Annotated in this window: 2 protein-coding genes; both read left to right on the forward strand. The window is 52.6% G+C overall.

The window, feature by feature from the left end:
* On the forward strand, positions 1-1,666 hold a 1,666-nt coding region (locus JRI95_17115), incomplete at its 5' end, for an efflux RND transporter permease subunit (protein ID MBW2063266.1).
* 13 nt (positions 1,667-1,679) lie between these two features.
* Positions 1,680-2,102, forward strand: a 423-nt coding sequence (locus JRI95_17120; GenBank protein MBW2063267.1) for a TolC family protein, incomplete at its 3' end; no start/stop codon positions are given.

Raw genomic sequence — 2,102 nt, forward strand, 5'->3', positions numbered from 1 at the left:
TATACCCAAGGGACACGAGGCTGCAGAAGGCGCCCCCTGGCCCCTTCGGCCTTTCCTGCTGTGGTTTGACCGCGTGTTTTTCCGGCTCCGGGACATGATTGTGGGAATCGTTGGACACTCCCTTGGCCGCTCACTGCGGTACATCATGGTGTACATCCTGGTAGTAGGTGGACTGGCATTCATTCTTCTGCGAATGCCAACCGGTTATCTTCCCGATGAGGACCAGGGGGTTTTAATGGTTCAGGCGACCCTTCCCTCGGGCTCCACCCTCGAGCAGACCGAAACTGTCCTGGACCAGGTAGGCGATTATTTTCTCACCAATGAGAAGGAAGCAGTCGAATCTTTTGGATGCGCAGCGGGCATTTCCCTGGCCGGCTTTGGGCAGAACGTGGGTTTAGGATTTGTAAAGCTGAAGGACTGGGAATTCCGCAAGAAAGAGGAGCAGAGGGTCTGGGCCATACAGCAAAGGGCCATGAGGGCATTTTCACAGATCAAGGGCGCCATGGTCTTCGCGTTTTCTCCACCGGCCATTGTGGAGCTGGGAAATAGCACGGGGTTCGATTTTGAACTGCTGGACTTCTCCGGTCAAGGGCACCAGGCGCTTATGGCCGCGCGGAACCAGCTTTTGGGCATGGCTAATCAAGACCCACGACTCATAAGGGTTCGGCCGAACGGCATGGATGATGTTCCGGAATACAAAATTGATGTTGACTGGGAGAAGGCCGGTGCTATGGGGGTTCCCATTTCCTCGATCAACAACGTAATCGCGGCTGGTTTCGGAAGCGCTTATGTCAATGATTTTATAAAGTCCGGACGGGTCAAGAGGACATACGTGCAACTGGATGCCCCCTACCGCATGTTGCCGGAAGACCTGAAGAAGCTCTATGTCCGCAACACAAGGGGCAAGATGGTCCCATTTTCCTCTTTTGCATCAGGCAGGTGGATCTACGGCGGCGCCAAGCTCGAGCGCTATAATGGCTTTCCTTCCATCAACATCTGGGGTGAGCCTGCGCCCGGCCATTCGAGTGGCGAGGCCATGGCCGCCATGGAAGAATTGACTTCGAAATTACCAAAGGGATTTGCCTTTGACTGGACAGGCCTTTCCTATCAGGAGAAGATGGCTACCTCCCAGGCGCCTCTTTTGTATGCCTTCGCAGTGTTTCTCACGTTCCTATACCTGGCCGCCCTTTATGAAAGTTGGACGATACCGATTTCCATTCTGCTGATTATGCCTCTTGGAGCCGTTGGGGCGCTGTTGGCTGCGTATTTTAGAGGAATGCCCAATGACGTTTATCTACAAATTGGCATGCTCAATACGCTGGGGCTTACGACGAAGAATGCGATCCTGATTGTGGAATTTGCCAAGGACGCGCTTCAGCGTGGCATGAGCTTGAAAGATGCGGCGTTAGAGGGCGCCAGGCTGAGGTTCCGGCCTATTGTGATGACGTCGCTCACCACTGGTCTTGCAGTTCTGCCCCTTGCGATTTCAACAGGCCCTGGATCAGGGGCGGAAAATGCAATCGGTACCTCTTTGATCGGCGGAATGATCACCGGAGTATTTCTCGTGGTTCTCTTTGCGCCGCTATTTTATGTAATGATCCAGAAAACTTTTGGTAAAAAGAAATTAGGGCAGCTCAATGAAAATACCGGGACTGACCTGTCATAGAAGGATCGATGATATGAATATGAAAAACTTTTTTCTAACGATCGGGGTTGTTCTTTTATCCGGCGGTTGCATGCTGATGCCGAAATACAAGCGGCCGGATGCGCCGGTTCCCGCTAACCTGCCTTCGGCGGGTGTCACCGCCGAAGGTCAATCCCAATCAGAAATTCCGCAGGCGGCGGACCTCAAGTGGCAGGAGTTTTTCTCCGACCCGAAATTGCGCCAGGTTATAACGATCGCATTGAAAGAAAATCGCGACCTGCGGATTGCTGCATTAAATGTGGAACATGCCCGCGCCCTATATGGCGTTCAACGGGCAGAGTTGTTTCCATCCGCAAATGTGGCTGGAGGGAAAAGCAGACAGCGTATTTCATCGGATTTTAAGCTTCCCGGTCAGCCGAGAACAACCGAACAGTTCAATGTAAATTTTGGGATAACA

This window comes from Deltaproteobacteria bacterium (assembly GCA_019308995.1).
Taxonomy (GTDB): Bacteria; Desulfobacterota; Desulfarculia; order Adiutricales; family JAFDHD01; genus JAFDHD01.